The 16,948-nt window shown below is 69.6% G+C and carries 17 protein-coding genes; 9 read left to right on the top strand and 8 right to left on the bottom strand.

The features are described from left to right. The first annotated feature begins 204 nt into the window (after nt 1-204). The 3 genes from SH203_RS10715 to SH203_RS10705 are packed head-to-tail and all read left to right on the top strand — an operon-like array spanning nt 205 to nt 2,135. Nucleotides 205-837 (top strand): response regulator, encoded by a 633-nt coding sequence (locus SH203_RS10715; RefSeq protein WP_087120920.1) that lies wholly within the window; start codon nt 205-207, stop codon nt 835-837. 48 nt (nt 838-885) lie between these two features. Then, nucleotides 886-1,326, top strand: coding sequence for an Rrf2 family transcriptional regulator (locus SH203_RS10710; RefSeq protein WP_087120919.1), 441 nt, complete (start codon nt 886-888; stop codon nt 1,324-1,326). Between the two features lie 32 nt (nt 1,327-1,358). Then, entirely contained in the window at nt 1,359-2,135 is a 777-nt protein-coding gene (locus SH203_RS10705; protein WP_087120918.1) for a sulfite exporter TauE/SafE family protein, read from the top strand. A 58-nt stretch (nt 2,136-2,193) separates the two neighbouring features. Here the strand turns inward: SH203_RS10705 and SH203_RS10700 are convergent, their stop codons facing one another. From SH203_RS10700 to SH203_RS10675, 6 genes are all read right to left on the bottom strand, one after another. After that, nucleotides 2,194-2,724 carry a hypothetical protein gene (locus SH203_RS10700; protein ID WP_143275719.1) on the bottom strand — a complete coding sequence of 177 codons (531 nt, stop codon included), beginning with the start codon at nt 2,722-2,724 and terminating at the stop codon, nt 2,194-2,196. After that, entirely contained in the window at nt 2,721-3,194 is a 474-nt protein-coding gene (locus SH203_RS10695; RefSeq protein WP_087120916.1) for a PEGA domain-containing protein, read from the bottom strand. The genes SH203_RS10700 and SH203_RS10695 overlap by 4 nt, the downstream gene beginning before the upstream one ends. Before the next feature lie 129 nt (nt 3,195-3,323). Then, complete coding sequence (gene ispG / locus SH203_RS10690; protein WP_087120915.1) at nt 3,324-4,472, bottom strand: flavodoxin-dependent (E)-4-hydroxy-3-methylbut-2-enyl-diphosphate synthase; 1,149 nt, start codon at nt 4,470-4,472, stop codon at nt 3,324-3,326. Between the two features lie 48 nt (nt 4,473-4,520). Continuing rightward, complete coding sequence (locus SH203_RS10685) at nt 4,521-5,636, bottom strand: RodZ family helix-turn-helix domain-containing protein (RefSeq protein ID WP_087120914.1); 1,116 nt, start codon at nt 5,634-5,636, stop codon at nt 4,521-4,523. Nucleotides 5,637-5,736: 100 nt separating this feature from the next. Then, nucleotides 5,737-7,995, bottom strand: coding sequence for a phosphoenolpyruvate--protein phosphotransferase (gene ptsP, locus SH203_RS10680; protein WP_375600725.1), 2,259 nt, complete (start codon nt 7,993-7,995; stop codon nt 5,737-5,739). 67 nt (nt 7,996-8,062) lie between these two features. After that, on the bottom strand, nt 8,063-9,337 hold the full coding sequence (locus SH203_RS10675; protein WP_087120912.1) for an aspartate kinase: 1,275 nt from the start codon (nt 9,335-9,337) through the stop codon (nt 8,063-8,065). Nucleotides 9,338-9,393: 56 nt separating this feature from the next. Here SH203_RS10675 and ubiG point away from each other — a divergent pair, with 56 nt between their 5' ends. Then, complete coding sequence (gene ubiG, locus SH203_RS10670; RefSeq protein WP_087120911.1) at nt 9,394-10,212, top strand: bifunctional 2-polyprenyl-6-hydroxyphenol methylase/3-demethylubiquinol 3-O-methyltransferase UbiG; 819 nt, start codon at nt 9,394-9,396, stop codon at nt 10,210-10,212. Then, nucleotides 10,209-10,751, top strand: coding sequence for an AAA family ATPase (locus SH203_RS10665; RefSeq protein ID WP_087120910.1), 543 nt, complete (start codon nt 10,209-10,211; stop codon nt 10,749-10,751). The genes ubiG and SH203_RS10665 overlap by 4 nt, the downstream gene beginning before the upstream one ends. On the opposite strand, the gene SH203_RS10660 is transcribed toward SH203_RS10665, so the two are convergent. Both SH203_RS10660 and SH203_RS10655 read right to left on the bottom strand, forming a co-directional pair. Then, nucleotides 10,748-12,799: an OPT family oligopeptide transporter gene (locus SH203_RS10660; RefSeq protein WP_087120909.1), complete on the bottom strand. Its 2,052-nt coding sequence runs from the start codon at nt 12,797-12,799 to the stop codon at nt 10,748-10,750. The genes SH203_RS10665 and SH203_RS10660 overlap by 4 nt on opposite strands. Nucleotides 12,800-12,888: 89 nt before the next feature. Next, nucleotides 12,889-13,683: a phosphatase PAP2 family protein gene (locus SH203_RS10655; protein WP_087120908.1), complete on the bottom strand. Its 795-nt coding sequence runs from the start codon at nt 13,681-13,683 to the stop codon at nt 12,889-12,891. A gap of 154 nt (nt 13,684-13,837) precedes the next feature. Between SH203_RS10655 and mutM the strand changes: the two genes are divergently transcribed. Genes mutM through SH203_RS10635 form a run of 4 tightly spaced genes read left to right on the top strand, consistent with a single transcriptional unit; the run spans nt 13,838 to nt 16,947 of the window. Continuing rightward, the gene (mutM, locus tag SH203_RS10650) at nt 13,838-14,701 is read left to right on the top strand and encodes a bifunctional DNA-formamidopyrimidine glycosylase/DNA-(apurinic or apyrimidinic site) lyase (protein WP_087120907.1); all 864 of its coding nucleotides are present in this window, start codon (nt 13,838-13,840) and stop codon (nt 14,699-14,701) included. A gap of 5 nt (nt 14,702-14,706) precedes the next feature. After that, a complete protein-coding gene (locus tag SH203_RS10645; protein WP_087120906.1) occupies nt 14,707-15,150 on the top strand; it encodes a hypothetical protein in 444 nt (147 codons plus the stop codon). A gap of 60 nt (nt 15,151-15,210) precedes the next feature. Continuing rightward, the gene (locus SH203_RS10640) at nt 15,211-15,999 is read left to right on the top strand and encodes an enoyl-CoA hydratase-related protein (RefSeq protein WP_087120905.1); all 789 of its coding nucleotides are present in this window, start codon (nt 15,211-15,213) and stop codon (nt 15,997-15,999) included. A gap of 42 nt (nt 16,000-16,041) precedes the next feature. Continuing rightward, nucleotides 16,042-16,947 (top strand): alpha/beta fold hydrolase, encoded by a 906-nt coding sequence (locus SH203_RS10635; RefSeq protein ID WP_087120904.1) that lies wholly within the window; start codon nt 16,042-16,044, stop codon nt 16,945-16,947. The last annotated feature ends 1 nt before the right edge of the window (nt 16,948 follow it).

The following is a 16,948-nucleotide window of genomic DNA, read 5'->3' as shown; positions in this document are numbered from 1 at the left end:
TATCCTGGAAGCGGGCGACAGGGGGCCTGTCCTTACCCGGCGGGGGCGGTCGTGTCGATTGCAAGCCGCCGTAGCCGCCCGCCGCGCCGCGATGAGACGTTCGTGATCGCCGATCACCTTGCGGTCACGATGGCGTCAGACGGGGTGTCGAAGGCGATTTCGGGCGTTTAGCTGGTCGCAAGACCAGGCTGTAAGGAGGCTCCTATGTTCGACCGCCCGCCCGTCACCGAACCCGATCACGCCCGCACCGATCCCGTCGCCGACAGCGTGGAACGGCTGTGCCGGCTCTATGACGCCCGCATCGCCCAGACCGACGGCGACCTGTCGCCCGAGGACGCGCGCGAGCTGAAGGCCATGGCCGCCATCTATGATCTGGACACCGACCGCCCGTCGGCCGAGGTCTGGCGCGACCTGCGGGCGGTGGTGACGCGACAGGCGCCGGACGTCGCGCCGGACGCCGCGCCGCCCACGAACGCCCAGGCCCTGACGCTTCTGGTGGTCGAGGACGACGCCGACGCGGCCGCCAGCCTGACCGAACTGCTGACCGAGGCCGGACACAGCGTGGTCGGCCCCTTCCACAGCGCCGCCGCCGCCGAGGCCGCAGCCGCCCTTCACGCCATCGACGCCGCCCTTCTGGACATCAATCTGTCGGGCGAGATGACCGGGGTTCAGCTGGCCGAGGTTCTGTCGGCGCGCTGGGACGTGCGGGTCATCTTCATCTCCGGCGACGTCGGCGCGGCGGCCCGCCATGCGGATCTGGCCGAGGCCCTGGTGCTGAAACCCTACAACGCCGCCCAGATTCTGGAGGCCGTGGCGCGTCTGGATCAGCCGGGGTGAGGTCCGCCGGCGACTTGCGCCCGTCGCGGCGGCGCGCGATCACAGGCCATGCTGTCGAACCGCTCCCGCTATGCCCTGCGCGCCATGATCCATCTGGCGCGTCTGCCGGGCGGCGGCCCGGCGACCATCGCCGAGATCGCCGAGGCTGCGGCCGCCCCGCGCAAGTTTCTGGAGGCCATTCTTCTGGACCTGCGGCGTCGGAACCTGCTGTCGTCCCGGCGCGGGCGATCCGGCGGCTACGCCCTGGCGGCGCCGGCCGAGGCCATCAGTTTCGCCGACGTGATCCGGGCGCTGGAGGGGCCGCTGGCCCTGGCGCCCTGCGCTTCGCGCACCGCCCACGGGCCTTGCGAGACCTGTCCCGACGTCGAGACCTGCCCGCTCCAGCCCGTGCTGCGCGACGGCCGCGACGCCCTGGCGGCGGTGTTCGAGGCGCGAACCCTGCTGCAAGCCGCCGCCAATTCTTCTCCTATTGACCCACTAGGGAAATAGACCGCACCGTCCGCGCGTCTTTTGGGGCCTTCATGCACGATTTCATCCTCTTCCTCGCCGTCGGATTCCTGGCCCAGATCGTCGATGGCGCCCTGGGCATGGCCTATGGGGTGATCTCCTCGACCGTGCTGCTGTCGTTCGGCGTGCCGCCCGCGACCGCCTCGGCCAGCGTTCACGCGGCCGAGGTCTTCACCACCGCCGCCTCGGCCGGGTCGCATACGGTCAACAAGAACGTGAACTGGAAGCTGTTCGCCCCTCTGGCCCTGGGCGGGGTCGTCGGCGGCGGCGCCGGGGCCTTTTTGCTGACCAGCATCGACGGCGACGCCATCCGTCCGTGGATCACCGCCTATCTGGCCGTCATGGGCCTGGTCATCATCTGGCGGGCCACCCGCCAGACGCGCGAGCGGCTGTTTCCGCGCAAGTTCGCCGGGCCGCTGGGCCTGGTCGGCGGCTTCTTCGACGCGGTCGGCGGCGGCGGTTGGGGCCCCACGGTCACAACCACCCTGGTCGGCTCGGGCCAGGACCCCCGCGTCTCGATCGGCACGACCAATACGGCCGAGTTCTTCGTCACCTCGGCCATTTCCGCCACCTTCCTGGCCGCCCTGCTGACCGGCCACTGGCAGGAGGCCGAGGCCATCTCCAGCCACGCCATGGCCGTCCTGGGTCTGGTCGTCGGCGGCCTGATCGCGGCGCCGCTCGCCGGCGTCATCGCCCGCATCGCGCCACGTCGCGTCCTGACCTACGGCGTCGGCGCGGTGGTGCTGCTGTCGGCGGGCTATCAGGCCCTGCGGCTGTTCAAGCTGATCTGAAACGCAGAACGGCGCCGGGTCGAAACCCGGCGCCGTCGTTTTCTGGTGGACGCTCGTTTCAGTGGGCGCGTGCGCGGAACCGCGTCAGGAACGCCTTGATGTTCTCGCGGATGGAGGCCTCGTTCGCCATCCGCAGCCGCTCGTTGGCCATCAGCGATTGCCCCATGCCGGCCGTGCCCGTCGCCGCCACGGTGTCGTCGAAGACCGTCTGGCCCTCGCGCGTGACCGTGTAGCGGACGCGGCTCGTCACCGTCAGGTCGAACCCGGCCAGCGGCTGCTTCAGGTCGATCAGCGAGGCCGAAACCCGCATCGGCCGACCCTCGGTCCCCATATAGCCGGCCGCCGTCAGCGAGGCTTCGAGCGCGGTCTTGAAGTCGGCGTTCGACACCTGCGAGGTCCACAGCGGATTGGTGCCCTGGCCGCCCGAGACCGCCACGCTGGTCACGGAGCGATAGCCCGGATCGCCGCGCGCCGCCGTCAGTCCGGCCGTGGTCGGCAGGGTCATGTTGGCGGGGTTGGACGGGGTGGCGCACGCCGCCACGCCCATCAGGGCCGCCGTAAGCGCGGCCGCCGCGAGACGGCGCATCATGGATTGCGTCCCGCGGACGCAGCCGGAGCGGCCGGAGCCGCCGCCTGGGCCGCCGCCTCTTCGGCCGGGGTGCGCAGGACCACCACCAGCGGATTGGGCTTCAGGTCGTTCAAGGCGCCCGAGGTCGCATCGACCGCGCCGCCGATCAGACCGCCGACCAGGACGTTGCCGGCCAGGGCCGCGCCGCCGGCGCCGGACATGCTGCTGGTGATCTCGTGGGTCTGGGAGACATAGCCTTCCTTGGATACGGTGATGTTGAAGGCGTCCTTGCGCGACATGCGGAAGGTGCAGGGCGTCGCGACGCATTCGAAGCCGTTGGAGGTGGTCGCCTGCGCGCCGGGCGGCGTGCTTTCGACGGTGAACTCCTGGGTCGTGCCGCGCGTCATGGTGGCGCACGCAGGCAGGGAAAGCGCCACGCCGGCCAGCGTGAACGCGCGCACGCCGAAGCGCGCGAAAGTCTTGGAAATCATTGAAGCCCCTTGGTGATACAGGGTCCGGCCTCCCCCGGCGGACCTATAGCCTAGGTTGCACCTTCACTGTTGAGCGTCAATCACCGAACGGTGACGTTTAACGCTCAGCCTGCGGCAGGACGCCGCACCCTATTCCGCCGCCTGAAGGTCGGCGGCGCGGGCGGCGTTCAGCTCGGCCGCCTTCTCCTCGACCAAGGCGACGATGTGGTCGATCATGCCGTCGTTGGCCTGTTTGTGGGCGATCTTGCCGTTCAGATAGATCATGCCCGCCCCCTTGCCGCCGCCGGTGAAGCCGACGTCGGTATAGAGGGCCTCGCCCGGGCCGTTCACGACGCAGCCGATCACCGACAGGCTCATCGGCGTCGAGATGTGGGCCAGCTTCTCTTCCAGCACCGCCACCGTCTCGATGACGTTGAATCCCTGACGGGCGCAGGACGGGCAGGCGATGATGTTGACGCCCCGGTGGCGCAGGCCCAGCGACTTCAGGATGTCGAAGCCGACCTTGATCTCCTCGACCGGATCGGCGGCCAGAGAGACGCGGATGGTGTCGCCGATCCCGGCCCATAGCATCGACCCCATGCCGATGGCCGACTTGATCGTGCCGGTGCGCAAGGGCCCCGCCTCGGTCACGCCAAGGTGCAGGGGGCAGTCGATGGCCTCGGCCAGCTGCTGATAGGCGGCGACGGTCAGGAAGGGGTCGGACGCCTTCACCGAAATCTTGAATTCGTGGAAATCGTTGTCCTGCAGGATGCGGGCGTGGTTCAGCGCGCTTTCGACCATGGCGTCGGGGCAGGGCTCGCCGTACTTCTCCAGCAGCTCCTTCTCCAGCGAGCCGGCGTTGACGCCAATCCGCATGGAGCAGCCGTTGTCGCGGGCGGCCTGGATGACGTCGCGCACCCGGTCGGGGCTGCCGATATTGCCGGGATTGATGCGCAGACAGGCGGCGCCCGCCTCGGCCGCCTCGATGCCGCGCTTGTAGTGGAAGTGGATGTCGGCAACCAGGGGAACCCTGGCCTCGCGCGCGATGGTCCTGAAGGCCTCGGTCGACTCCACGTCGGGGCAGGAGACGCGCACGATGTCGGCGCCCGCCTCTTCCAGCTGGCGGATCTGGTCGATGGTCGCGGCCGCGTCGGACGTCGGCGTATTGGTCATCGACTGGACGCTGATCGGGGCGTCGCCGCCGACCAGGACGGAGCCGACGCGGATCTGGCGGCTCTTGCGGCGCTCGATATGGCGCCAGGGGCGGACGTGGCCAAGATGGGAAGTGCTGTCGCTCATCGTATGCTCATATAGGCCGATGATGACGGCCAGACCACGGCGGACCGATCAGTTCGGCGTCGTCGGGGCGGGCGAGGGGACAGGCGCGGCGGGCGCCGTCACGGCGGGCGTCGCGGGGGCCTGGGTCCGCGCCTGCGCCGCCTGAGCTTGGGCCTGCGTCTGGGCCTGGGCGCGGGCTTGAACCGCCGCCAGCTGTCGGGCGGCCTGATCCGCGCGGCTGTTCAGCTGGGCCAGGGGCGTCAGCACCCCGGCCAGCGGCCCGCCGTATTCCCCGTTCAGATAGACGTCGAACGCCGCCGGGTCGGACACGTCCACCGTGGCGGCCACGCCGGTCGGCGCGCGCCAGGCCTCGCCCGGCGCCATCTGGCGCGCGAACAGGGCCTGTCCGTCGCCCAGCCGCACCACCAGGGCGCCGGCGGTGCGGGCCTGGATCACCACCATCGAGGCGTTGGCCGGCGCGCCATAGACGGCGCCGCGCGGATTGAACGCCTTCTGCACCGGCGCGGCGTTCGCGGCGGCGGCCAGGGCGGCGGCGTCGGCCGGGTCGACCCCGGTCAGTTCCGCCTCCAGCCCGCGGGTGATGTAGGGGGCGGGCGTGGTCTGGTCGGGCGGGGCGGCCATGGGCGCGCTGAGGGCGAACCGGGGATCGGTCCTGTCGCCGCCGGCCCAGCCCTGGGGCGCCACGGCGATGTCGGACGGGTGGGCGATCTGGCGCAGGCTGATGCGCTGGAACACGTTCCAGCCGATCACGGCCAGCGCCACGACGGCGATCCCGGCGACGATGCGGGGCGACTGGCGGCGCACGTCCTCGAAGGCGATGCCGATGGGCGCCTTCAGCGGGGCCGAGGTGTCGGGGCTTTCGCGCTTGAACCGCTCGACCGCCAGCTGCTCGTCCAGCCCCAGGGCCGAGGCGTAGGCCCGCACATAGCCCAGGGCGAAGACGCGCGAGGGCAGGGACGACCAGTCCCCCTGTTCCAGGGCGGTCAGGAAACGACGATGCACCTTGGTCTCGGCGGCCAGTTCGGCCATCGACTTGCCCGAGCGTTCGCGGACCCGGCGCAGACCCTCGCCGAAGTCGGCGGCGTCGGCGAAGGCGGCGGTCGGGTCCGCCCCGTCCGCGACGGTCTTCAACGCATCGGGGGCGATCCCCGCATTCGACGCCATCAGGCCAGAATCCCTGTCCGGGCAGGACCGCCTTCGAACGGTCGTGCAACAGCCGCCGAGATAGACGATTGCGGCATCGCCAGCAACGCCGCCGATCCGTTCAGACCGCGACGTTCAGCTTGCGCGCCAGGGATTCGATCTCGTTCCTGACCGAGCCGGTGGACAGGTTCAGCAGATTGGCCATGCCGCGCCGCGCCGCGCTCAGGTCCGCCGACAGGATCATGCGCTTGACCGGCCCCACCCCGCCCGCCGGCGCCGACAGGCGGGTGAAGCCCAGAGTGATCAGGGCGAAGGCCTCCAGCGGCCGCCCCGCCAGCTCGCCGCAGATCGAGACCGGCGTGCCGGTGTCGGCGCAGGCCTTCTGGATAGTCTGGAGCGCCCGCAGCGTCGGCGGCGACAGGGGGTCGTAACGATCCGACACCAGCGGATTGGTCCGGTCGGCGGCGTACATATACTGGAACAGGTCATTGGTGCCGATGGAGACGAAGTCCGTCAGCGGCAGCAGCGCGTCCAGATGCCACAGCAGCGACGGGCATTCGATCATGGCCCCCACGCGCAGCAAGGCGGGCAGGGGACGGCCCCGTCGCTTGGCCCAGGCGCATTCGATGTCGACCAGCTCGCGCGCGGCCCGGAACTCGTCCACCGTGGCGATCATCGGGAACATGACGCGCAGCTCGCGCCCGGCGCCCGCCGTCAGCAGGGCGCGCAGCTGCATCCGCAACAGCGACGGCCGGTCCAGGCCCAGGCGGATGGCGCGGCGGCCCAGGGCCGGGTTCTCCTCGCGCTCGGCCTCCAGATAGGGCAGCACCTTGTCGCCGCCGATGTCCAGGGTGCGGAAGGTGACGGGCTTGTCGCCCGCCGCGTCCAGCACCAGTTTGTAGAGCGCCGTCTGGGCGTCCAGACGCGGCAGTTCGTCGGACACCATGAACTGGAATTCGGTGCGGAACAGGCCGATCCCCTCGGCCCCCGTCTCGACCATATTCTCCAGATCGACGGCCAGACCCGCATTGGTCAGGACCGTGATCCGCTGTCCGTCCAGCGTCACCGCCGGAACGTCGCGCAGCTGGGCGAACTCGGCCTGGCGCTGCTCGCGCACGGCCATGCGCGACTGCACGGCCTCCAGCATGTCGGGGCGGGGCCGCAGATAGGCCTCGCCGGTCTCGCCGTCGGCGATGACCATGTCGCCTTCCGACAGCCGGTCGCGCAGGCCCATCAGGCGCCCGACGCAGGGGATTTGCAGCGCCCGGGCCACGATGGCGGCATGGCTGGCGGCCGAGCCTTCCTCCAGCAACAGGCCCTTCAGCTTGTCGCGCGGATATTCCAGCAGGTCGGCGGGGCCGAGGTTTCGGGCCACCAGAATGGCGTCGTCGGGCAGTTCGCGCTCGCCCGGCTTGTCGCCCGCCAGAACGCGCAGCAGCCGGTTGGCCAGATCCTCGAAATCGTGCAGCCGCTCGCGGATATAGGGGTCGCGCGCCTGGGCGAAGCGGGCGCGGTGTTCGTTGCGAACCCGGTCCACGGCCGCTTCCGCCGTCAGGCCGTTCCGCACCGCCTCCTCCAGCGACCGGTTCCAGCCCCGGTCGTCGGCGAACATCCGATAGGTTTCCAAGACCTCGAACGACGGCCCGGCCAGACCCTGGCCCTTGTCCAGCATGACGTCCAGGCCGGTCTTCAGCGTGGCGAGACCCAGCTTCAGCCGCGCCTCCTCCATCGCCGGGTCTTCGGCCAGCAGACGTTCAGGGGCCAGCGGCGCCTCGTGCAGCACCACATGACCGAAGGCCAGACCGTCGGCGAACTTCTGGCCCTTCAGCCGCTCGGGCCGGTGTGGCGCCAGTTCGACGTCGCGCAGTTCGTCCTGATCCAGCAGTTCGCCGGACGACACGGTTTCGGACAGGACCATGGCGATGGTCTGGATGTCCTCGACCTCTTCCTCGTCATAGCGCCGCTCTGTGCGGTTCTGGACGACCAGAACGCCGATAGCCCGCCCGCCGCGCAGCAAGGGGGCGCCCAGGAAGGCGTGATAGGGGTCTTCGCCCGTCTCCGGGCGATAGGAGAAGGCCGGGTGCGACGGCGCGTCCGACAGGCTGATCGGCTGGGCCATGCGCGCCACCTCGCCCACCAGACCTTCGCCGGGGCGTAGCCGGGTGTTGTGGACGGCGTCGGGGTTCAGACCCTCGGTGGCGAACAGCTCCAGCTCGCCCGAGGCGCGGCGCAGATAGATGGAGCAGACCTCGGCGACCATCGAACGGGCGATGATGCGGACGACCATGTTCAGCCGGTCCTGCGCCGGCGTCGCTCCCGCACCCGCCCCGCCCAGAGCCTCGCGGATCTGGCGCAGGAGGATTCGAGGTCCCCTGGTCATCGCGCCGCCTGCCGGCATCATGTCTCCCGCGCCCTTTCGTCTGATGTAGGCGCTTTCTTCAGATCACCTATAGCGCGTCCAGGCCGTAGGCCGAATGCAGGGCGCGAACGGCCAGTTCGGCGTAGGCGGCGTCGATCAGAACGCTGATCTTGATCTCCGAGGTCGAGATGGCCTGGAACTTGACCCCCTTGTCGGCCAGGGCCTTGAACATGGTCTGGGCCACGCCCGCATGGCTTCGCATGCCCACGCCGACGACCGACACCTTGGCCACGTCCTCGTCGACGCGGATTTCCTCGAAGCTCAGCTGATCCTGGGCGGCCTTCATCAATTCGGCGGCGCGCACGGCGTCGCGGCGGCCGGTGGTGAAGGTCAGGTTGACCGTGCCGGCGGTGCGGGCCTGGCTCTGGACGATCATGTCCACGTTTACATTGGCCTCGGCGAGGCGGGTGAAGACGTCGGCGGGGGCGTCGACCCGGTCCGACAGGCCCAACAGGGTGATGCGGGCCTCGTCGCGGCTCATGGTCACGCCGGACACGATGCGTTTTTCCACGATCTCCTCCTCGTCGCAGATCAGGGTGCCGGCCTCGTGGGGCAGGGCGCCGTTTTCGTCAGGTTCGATAAAGCTGGACAGCACGCGCACCGGCACCTGTTTGGCCATGGCGAGCTCGACCGAGCGGGTTTGAAGCACCTTGGCCCCCAGGGAAGCCATCTCCAGCATCTCCTCGAAGGAGACGCGGTTCAGCCGGCGTGCGCGGCTCTCGATGCGGGGGTCGGTCGTATAGACGCCGTCCACGTCGGTATAGATGTCGCACGGACAGTCCAGCGCCGCCGCCACCGCCACCGCCGAGGTGTCGGAGCCGCCGCGGCCCAGGGTGGTGATCTTGCCGTCCGGGGTCACGCCCTGGAAACCGGGAATGACGGCGATCTCGCCCGCGTCGAGGGCGAGGCCCAGCTTGTCGCCGGGGATGTCGATGATGCGGGCGCGGGCGTGGGCGTCGTCGGTGACGATCGGCACCTGCCACCCCATCCAGGACCGGGCGTTCAGCCCCATGTTCCTCAGGGTCATGGCCAAGAGGCCCGACGTCACCTGCTCGCCCGAGGCGACCACGACGTCATATTCGTCGTCCGACAGCGGCAGGCCCGCGCCGGCCGGGCCGGCCCCGTCGGTCCAGGCGACCAGTTCGTTGGTCTTGCCCGCCATGGCCGAGACGACGACGGCGACCTTCTTGCCGGTCGCGGCCTCTGCGGCGACGATGCGCGCCGCACGACGAATGCGTTCGAGGTCGCCCATGGAGGTGCCGCCGAACTTCATCACCAGTCGTGTCGTATCGGGCCGCGTCATCGTGGCGTTTCGCCCCCTGCTTGCGTGAAAGGCCGCAAAGGTTCATCCCTCGCGTCATGACCGCTTCTAACGGCGCCGCCTCGCCTCGCCTACCCCGTTCGGGGAAAGGTTTTTCGCAAAATTCGTCCGAAGGCGCGTTCGGCGCATCGATCGACCCCGCCGACGTCGCCCGTTTCTCGGCCCAGGCGGCGGAATGGTGGGATGCGAAAGGGCCGTTCGCGCCGCTGCATCGGTTCAATCCGGCGCGGCTGAAACTGATCCGCGAACAGCTGTGCGCCCGTCTGGGCCGCGATCCCAAGACGATCCGTCCGTTCGAGGGGCTGACCCTGCTGGACGTGGGCTGCGGCGGGGGGCTGATCGCCGAGCCGATGCGGCGGATGGGGTGTCAGGTTTCGGCCATCGACGCCTCCAGCGAGAACATCGGCACCGCCCGCGCCCACGCGGACATGGTCGGGCTGGACATCGCCTATCGCGCCGCCACCGTCGAACAGATCGAGGCCGAGGGCGCCGGCTCCTTCGACGTGGTCCTGACGATGGAGGTGATCGAACACGTCGCCGACCCGGAAGGCTTCGTACGCGCCTGTTCGCGCCTGGTCCGGCCCGGCGGCGTCATGATGGTCGCCACATTGAACCGCACGCTGAAGTCCCTGGTCCTGGGCAAGGTGGCGGCGGAATACGTCCTGCGCTGGGTTCCGGCCGGCACCCACGACTGGCGCCAGTTCCTGAAGCCCGAGGAGATCCGCGCCATGCTGTCGGCCGAGCCTGTGACGGTCGAGGGGCCCTACGGTCTGAACTACGACCCGCTGAACGACCGCTGGAGCCAGTCGGACGACGCGGGGATCAACTATATGATGGTCGCGACGCGAGACGCATGACCGGCGTGGTGCTGACGGGCGGGCCGGGGTCGGGCAAGACCACCTTGCTCGAAGCCCTGGCGCAGGCGGGGTATGCGGTCGAACCCGAGGCTGGACGGGCCGTCATCCGCGAGGAACAGAGGTCGGGCGGCGAGGCCCTGCCCTGGCGCGATCGCGCCCTGTTCGCGCAGAGGATGCTGGACCACGACATCGCCGCCCATGGTCGCAGTCAGGACAGCGGGCGGCTGACCTTTCATGATCGGGGCGTGCCCGACGTGATCGGCTATCTGACCCTTTGCGACCTGCCGATTCCGAGGGAGATGGATCGGGCCGCGCGCACCCTGCGCTATCATCGCAGGGTCTTCATCGCGCCGCCCTGGGCCGAAATCTTCGGTCAGGATGCGGAACGCCGGCAGGACTTCGACGAGGCCGAACGGACCTTCGACGCCATGGCCGCCGTCTATCCAGACTACGGATACGAGCTGGTGGAATTGCCGAAGGCGACCATCGTCGAGCGGGTCGCCTTCGTTCTGGATCGGCTTGGTCCAGGTCTGACCTAGACCTTCTGCGCCCGGCTCCGGGTCCAGGCGTACAGTCCGAACACCGCGATGGCGAAGCCGAAGATCCCCGCCAGCATGGCCGGCCAGGTTGAATCTGCGGGCAGCATGGCGAAGGGCGCGTCGTCCTTGGTGGCCACGATGACGCCGGCGGTGAAGACGCCGAACAGGCTCTCGCCCACGATCAGGCCGGACGCCAGCAGCACCCCCATGCGCCGCGCCACGTCGGCGTAGCGGGTGCTGGACACCGCCTTGTCGTAGATCCAGCCGCAGACCGCGCCGATCACCAGCATGGTGGTGACGGCGGCCGGCAGATAGAAGCCGATGCCGACGGCCAGCGGCGGCAGCTTGACCTTGCCCTTGGTGGCCTTGGACACCACGGCGTCCAGCACGATGATGATCGCGCCGATCACCGCGCCCAGGCCGATCAGGTCCCAGCGCAGGTCGCCGCCGATGACGCCGCGCGCCAGGGCCGAGATCAGGGTCGCCTGGGGCGCCGCCAGGGTGTGGGCGCCCTGGACGATGGCGGGCGGCCCGCCTTCGAAGCCGAAGGCCTGGTTCAGCAGGTTCAGGATGAAGGGGATCACCAGGGCGCCGGCGCCGACGCCGACGATCAGGGCCACCTGCTGGCGCCACGGCGTGGCCTCGACCAACTGGCCGGTCTTCAAGTCCTGAAGGTTGTCGTTGGCGATGACGGCGACGGCGAACACCACCGCCGTCACGATCAGGGCGAAGGCGATGATCGACGGATCGGCCGGCACGCCCGCGACGGCCATGACGCCCAGCATCAAGAGCGAGGCGATCACGACCGCCAGGATGCCGACGCCCGACACCGGGCTGTTGGACGAGCCGATCAGGCCGGCCATATAGCCGCAGATGGCCGCGACCGCGAAGCCGATCAGCACCACATAGACGAGGCCGCCGATCACCAGCAGCGGGGTCGAGGACGCCAGCGCCGGGGCGCTCTGTGCGAACCAGGCCAGCAGACCGGCGATGCCGACCAGACAGGCGACCGAGACGGCGCCGACCAGCTTGATCGGCAGGTCCTGCTCGGTCCGCTCCAGCACCTCGCCGTGCGAACGGCGGGCGTTGGCGGCCAGCGCCGAGGTCAGGCCGCCGATCAGCGGCCCGGCCAGTTTGATCAGGGTCCAGATCGCCGCCACGCCGATGACGCCCGCGCCCATGAACCGCACCTCGCGCGCCCAGACGGTCGAGGCCAGTTCCTCGGCCGGGGCGCCGACGGGCAGGGTGGAGGCGATGGAGGGGATGCCGTGCGTCGTCAGCCAGGCGACGGTGTCCGGGCTGGTCAGGATCGGCACGGCGATGAACCAGGCCAGCAGCAGGCCGAACAGCTGCGCCAGGCCCACGGTCAGGCCGATCAGATGGCCGGCGCCCAGAAGGGCGAACTGCATGCCGAAGCCCATGCCGGTCGCGCCGCCGCCCAGGGCGGCGGGCAGTTTGAAGAATTTGGCGGCTTCGCCCGCGAACACCCGGCCCGCCACCAGGAGGGCGTAACCGGCCGAAACCACGGCGCCCGCGACCACGACCCACAGGCCGGACTTGTTCTCGCGCACTGCGCTCTCGGTCTGTTCGGCCCCGCGCGAGCCGACCTTCAGCACCTCGGCGGCGGCGACGCCTTCGGGGTAGGGCAGGCCGCCGTTGACGACCAGCGCCCGGCGCAGCGGAATGGAGAAGGTGACGCCCAGCACGCCGCCCAGGATGCAGATGGCCACCGACTGCCAGAACGGAAACTCCAGCCACCAGCCGATCATCACCAGGCCCGGCAGGACGAAGATGATCGAACTCATGGCGCCGCCGACCGAGGCCACGGTCTGGACGGTCATATTCTCCCAGATGGTCGAGGTGCGGAAGGCCCGCAGCACGGCCATGGAGATCACCGCCGCCGGAATGGCCGAGGCGAAGGTCAGGCCGACCAGAAGGCCCAGATAGGTGTTGGCGGCGGTGAAGATCACCGCCAGCAGGCAGCCCAGCACCAGGGCGCGGAGCGTCAGTTCAAGCCGACCTTTCGGAGCGGCGGCGGCGTCTGTCATCGAAGGGTTCCCACGTTTGGCGGGACCGTAAGCGCATTATGTCGCAGGCGGCAACAGGGCGCGCGACGCCGGGTCTGCGAAACCCGCCGTCAGGCCGGCAGGGCCTGGGCGCTCCAGATCCGTCTGCGATCCAGACGTCGCGCGGCGAAGGTGATGCGGTAGAGCGCCAGCATCACCATGGCCGTCAGCCCCCAGGACAGAAGGATGTCGGACAGGAAATGGCCGCCGAAGACCAGACGGTTCATCGACAAGGCGACGGCGTAGGCGATCATGACGGGCACGGCGACGGGTCGCCAGCGCGCGGGCGTCAGGATCAGCGCCGCCCCGACCATCCAGGCCGCGCCGGCGCCCTCGCCCGAGACGAAGGAGCAGTTGGTGCGGCAGGCGTCGCTGAACGCCCAGACGGGGGTGAAGACGGCATGGCCGCCGAAGGCCTCGATCTGGATGGGCCGGGCGCGACCCCACAAATCCTTGAACACCAGATTGATCGTCAGGCCCGGCCCCAGCGCCAGGGCCGAGACGACGAACAGCGCGCGCCGCCCCGCATCGCCCCACGGCCGCCCCCGGCCCCAGGTCCACAGCATCCGCCCCACGGCGCCCAGCAGCATCAGGCCGATCACCAGGGTCGAACTTTTCCGCAGCGCCTTCAGCACCGGATCGCCGCTCATGAAGAAGCCGACGTGGGGCCGATAGAACAGATGGCTGATCGCGACGTCGACGCCGGGAAACAGCAGGAAGCCGACGGTCAGCGCCAGCACCGCCGTCGCGGCCAGAATGGCGCCCTCGTCGGGACCGAAACGCCAGCGGCGCGCGCCCCTTCGCACCAGTGGCGCACGGGCGCGCGGCGGCGCGAAGACGGGACGAGCAAAGGCGATTTCGGACATCGTTCCCCCGAACGCAATGTCCGCCGCTTGCGCCCGGGACGTGTCGGCGCGATGTGGAAACGATGGCGAGGAAACGGCGGTATGGTGAAGCTTTCTTGACAGCGATGACAGCGCCGCTTGGCCCCGGCCGACAGAGCGACTAGGACCACAGGCCATGCCCGAACTTCCCGAGGTCGAAACCGTCCGACGCGGCCTGACGCCGGTGCTGGAGGGCGCGCGTCTGTCGCGCGTGCGGATCAACCGGCCGGACCTGCGTTTTCCCTTTCCCGAGCGATTCGTCGAACGGCTGGACGGCGCGACCGTGCTGCGCATCGACCGGCGGGCCAAATATCTGCTGATGCCCCTGTCCACCGGCGAGACCTGGATCACCCATCTGGGCATGACGGGCCGTTTCACCCTGGACGGCGCGCTGCTGGGCGAGTTCGAGGAGGCGGCGCCCATCGCCGGCAAGCACGAACATTTCAGCGGTTGCGCCATCCGCGACGGTTCCGCCACCCGCATCGGCTACGCCGACGCCCGCCGGTTCGGCTTCATGGGGCTGATCGCGACCGATCAGGTCGAGGCTCATCCCTGGTTCGCGGGCCTGGGGCCGGAACCCCTGGGCAACGGCTTTTCCGGCGCCCATCTGGTCGAGGCGTTCGCGGGCAAGAAGCAGAACATCAAGGTCAGTCTGCTGGATCAGCGGATCGTCGCCGGACTGGGCAACATCTATGTGTGCGAGGCGCTGTATCGCGCCCGCATCTCGCCCCTCGTCGCGGCCGGATCGGTGTCGAAGGCGCGGCTGGAACGGCTGGCGGGCGAGGTCCGCAACGTCCTGAACGACGCCATCGCGGCGGGCGGCTCCACCTTGCGCGACTTCGCCAACGCCGAGGGTGGACAGGGTTATTTCCAGCACCGCTTCGACGTCTATGGCCGCGAGGGCGAGCCGTGTCGCGGCGAGAAATGCGCCGGCGTCGTCGCCCGCATCGTCCAGGGCGGCCGCTCCACCTTCTACTGCCCCTCCTGCCAGAAGGCGTAACCGCGATGCGCAAGATTCATCTCTGGATCAGTCTGGTGGTCGGCGTCCTGGTCTGGGGGGCCTATTTCGTCCACTTCGTCCAGGGCCTGCGCGACGGCGACCTGAGCGGTCTGGTCTGGTGGTTCGTGGCGGCCCTGGTCGTCGCGGCCGTGGCCGAGGCCGCCGCCACCGGCCTGATCGCGCGTCTGTTCCGACGCCGGGCGCGGGCGCTGGACGACGGGCCGACGCTGCAGGCGGCGCTGAAGGCGGGGCACGTCGCCCTGATGCTTCTGGTCGGTCTGGTCCTGACCTCGGCCCTGGTTCTGGCCCTGTCCTCGGTCTTCGGCTGGACGCTGGACCTGTCGGGCGCGCGGGGTCAGGTGATCGCCGCCAATCTGCTGCTGGCCATGGTCGTAACCGTCGAACTGGCCCGCGCCGCCTTGACCCTGGCCCTGATGCCCCGGCGTTAGGCCCGCGCGCTGGATCGGCCGACCGCGCCCCTGTATGACCGTCGTCAAAGGAGACCGACCATGGCCGACGCCTACGCCAACCTGCTGATCGAACGCCACGCCGACGGTTACGCCGTCGTCACCCTGAACCGGCCCGAGGCGCTGAACGCCCTGAACGCGGCCCTGTTCAAGGATTTGGCGGACTTCCTCGACAGCGTCGAACAGGATGACGGCGTGCGCTGCCTGATCCTGATCGGCGCGGGCGAAAAGGCTTTCGCCGCCGGCGCTGACATCAAGGAGATGGCGGACCAGACCTATGCCCAGATGTACACGGGCAACTATTTCGCCCTCGGCCACGACCGCATCACGCGCTTCAGGAAGCCGATCATCGCCGCCGTCAACGGCTTCGCTTTGGGCGGCGGTTGCGAGCTGGCCATGCTGTGCGACTTCATCGTGGCGTCGGAGAAGGCCAAGTTCGGCCAGCCCGAGATCAATCTCGGCGTCGCGCCCGGCATCGGCGGGTCGCAACGGCTGACCCGTCTGGTGGGCAAGTCCAAGGCCATGGATATGGTCCTGACCGCCCGGATGATGGACGCGACGGAGGCTGAACGCGCCGGTCTGGCCTCGCGCGTCTTCCCCCACGACACCCTGCTGGACGAGACGCGCAAGATCGCCGCCCGCATCGCCGCGCAAAGCCCGCTGGCCATCATGGCCAACAAGGAGATGGTCAACGCCGCGCTGGAGACGACCCTGACGCAGGGGGTCCAGTTCGAACGCCGCCTGTTCCACTCCCTGTTCGCCTTCGAGGACCAGAAGGAGGGGATGTCCGCCTTCGTCGAAAAGCGCAAACCCGACTTCAAGGGGCGATAGGCGCGTCAACCGATCGCCGTGATCGGGCGTTAGGCGAGAACCATGATCCGTCTGTTCGCCGCCTTCGCCGCCTGTCTGTTTCTGCTCGTCCCCGCCGGCGTTCAGGCGCGTCCGCAAACGCCTGCGCCCGCGTCGCCGCCCGTCTTCGTCTCCGACCGGATCATCGTGGAGACGCGCGGTTCGGGGCCGGACGTGGTCTTCATTCCGGGGCTGGGGTCGACCGGCGCGGCCTGGCGCTCGACGGCGGATCGGCTTCAGGACCGCTACCGCGTGCATCTGGTCACGCTGCGCGGCTTCGGCGGCACGGCGATCGAGGGCAACGCCAACGGCGGTCTGGCCGGCCCGGCGGCGGCCGAGATCGAACGCTATATCCGTCAGCAGGGTCTGGTGCGTCCGGCCCTGATCGGCCATTCGCTGGGCGGCCAGATCGCCCTGCGCGTCGCCGCCGGCATGGGCGACGCCGTGGGGCGGGTGATGGTGGTCGATTCCTCGCCCTTCTTCCCGTCGCTGGTCGATTCGCGCGCCACCGCGGCCCAGGTCGAGCCGCTGGCCCGACTGGGTTATCAGGCCCTGCTGCTGTTCGGCGATCAGGCCCTGAAGAGCCAGGCCGCGAACCTCGGCGTGGACATGGGGCTGGCGGGCGACATGGTGTTTCAGGGGCTGGGGCTTCAGGGCGGGGATCGCCGCGTCCTGGCCCAGGGGCTATACGAGGCCCTGACCGTCGATCTGCGTCCCCGCCTGCCCGAGATCACGGCCCCGGTGACGGTGGTCTATGGCTGGACCCGCGACCCTGAGAACCCCCGCAACCGGCTGGAGGGCCTGTATCGCTACGGCTTCCAGGGGCTTCGTCGCCCGCCCCGGTTCGAGCGGATCGAGGGCGCGGGCCATCAGGTCATGATCGAACAGCCGGGGCCGTTCCTGTCGGCGGTGCGACGCTTCCTGTCTTGAT

The sequence above is a fragment of the Brevundimonas sp. SH203 genome, assembly GCF_002157625.1.
GTDB lineage: Bacteria > Pseudomonadota > Alphaproteobacteria > Caulobacterales > Caulobacteraceae > Brevundimonas.
Note: the sequence above shows the minus strand (reverse complement) of the source record. Positions and strands in the feature narration are given on the sequence as shown.

What these genes read in the sequence shown, in the direction of transcription:
- SH203_RS10655 (WP_087120908.1), bottom strand. Translation starts at nt 13,683, where the DNA reads ATGTCCGAAATCGCCTTTGCTCGTCCCGTCTTCGCGCCGCCGCGCGCC.
- SH203_RS10705 (WP_087120918.1), top strand. Translation starts at nt 1,359, where the DNA reads ATGCACGATTTCATCCTCTTCCTCGCCGTCGGATTCCTGGCCCAGATC.
- SH203_RS10635 (WP_087120904.1), top strand. Translation starts at nt 16,042, where the DNA reads ATGATCCGTCTGTTCGCCGCCTTCGCCGCCTGTCTGTTTCTGCTCGTC.
- SH203_RS10675 (WP_087120912.1), bottom strand. Translation starts at nt 9,337, where the DNA reads ATGACGCGGCCCGATACGACACGACTGGTGATGAAGTTCGGCGGCACC.
- SH203_RS10700 (WP_143275719.1), bottom strand. Translation starts at nt 2,724, where the DNA reads ATGATGCGCCGTCTCGCGGCGGCCGCGCTTACGGCGGCCCTGATGGGC.
- SH203_RS10665 (WP_087120910.1), top strand. Translation starts at nt 10,209, where the DNA reads ATGACCGGCGTGGTGCTGACGGGCGGGCCGGGGTCGGGCAAGACCACC.
- SH203_RS10640 (WP_087120905.1), top strand. Translation starts at nt 15,211, where the DNA reads ATGGCCGACGCCTACGCCAACCTGCTGATCGAACGCCACGCCGACGGT.
- ptsP (WP_375600725.1), bottom strand. Translation starts at nt 7,995, where the DNA reads ATGACCAGGGGACCTCGAATCCTCCTGCGCCAGATCCGCGAGGCTCTG.
- SH203_RS10660 (WP_087120909.1), bottom strand. Translation starts at nt 12,799, where the DNA reads ATGACAGACGCCGCCGCCGCTCCGAAAGGTCGGCTTGAACTGACGCTC.
- ispG (WP_087120915.1), bottom strand. Translation starts at nt 4,472, where the DNA reads ATGAGCGACAGCACTTCCCATCTTGGCCACGTCCGCCCCTGGCGCCAT.
- mutM (WP_087120907.1), top strand. Translation starts at nt 13,838, where the DNA reads ATGCCCGAACTTCCCGAGGTCGAAACCGTCCGACGCGGCCTGACGCCG.
- SH203_RS10645 (WP_087120906.1), top strand. Translation starts at nt 14,707, where the DNA reads ATGCGCAAGATTCATCTCTGGATCAGTCTGGTGGTCGGCGTCCTGGTC.
- SH203_RS10715 (WP_087120920.1), top strand. Translation starts at nt 205, where the DNA reads ATGTTCGACCGCCCGCCCGTCACCGAACCCGATCACGCCCGCACCGAT.
- SH203_RS10685 (WP_087120914.1), bottom strand. Translation starts at nt 5,636, where the DNA reads ATGGCGTCGAATGCGGGGATCGCCCCCGATGCGTTGAAGACCGTCGCG.
- SH203_RS10710 (WP_087120919.1), top strand. Translation starts at nt 886, where the DNA reads ATGCTGTCGAACCGCTCCCGCTATGCCCTGCGCGCCATGATCCATCTG.
- SH203_RS10695 (WP_087120916.1), bottom strand. Translation starts at nt 3,194, where the DNA reads ATGATTTCCAAGACTTTCGCGCGCTTCGGCGTGCGCGCGTTCACGCTG.
- ubiG (WP_087120911.1), top strand. Translation starts at nt 9,394, where the DNA reads ATGACCGCTTCTAACGGCGCCGCCTCGCCTCGCCTACCCCGTTCGGGG.